This window comes from Psychrobacter sp. TB20-MNA-CIBAN-0197 (genome assembly GCF_040309765.1).
Lineage (GTDB): Bacteria > Pseudomonadota > Gammaproteobacteria > Pseudomonadales > Moraxellaceae > Psychrobacter > Psychrobacter submarinus.
In genome coordinates this window covers 1-252 of record NZ_JBEOPC010001048.1, presented here as the reverse complement: position 1 = coordinate 252, position 252 = coordinate 1, and the positions used below count along the sequence as shown (strand labels likewise).

Annotated in this window: 1 protein-coding gene; it reads right to left on the bottom strand. The window is 50.0% G+C overall.

Features of this window, described 5'->3' with window-relative positions:
- The coding region (locus tag AAEY83_RS17105) for a hypothetical protein (protein ID WP_351061057.1) at positions 1 to 252 on the bottom strand (252 nt) is incomplete at both ends.

The window sequence follows — 252 nt, the reverse complement described above, 5'->3', positions numbered from 1 at the left end:
ATTCCAGATCGGTGACCCGATCTCTGGCATCTCGGTATCACCAAAGCCTAAGGCTCTGAATCTTTCGAACTCCCTTATCTCGTGAGTGTAGAAACGTTTGTCAGTGTCGGAAGCTTCGAGTTCTCCGCGAGCGATTCGCTCCAGGCGATCAAGCATTACGTCATTGGCAGCTGATTGCGGAAACTTTGAAATGTGTAACTTCACGATGTCCGTTCCTTCCGATGAAACAGCGGCTGTTGCCCACTGCAAATC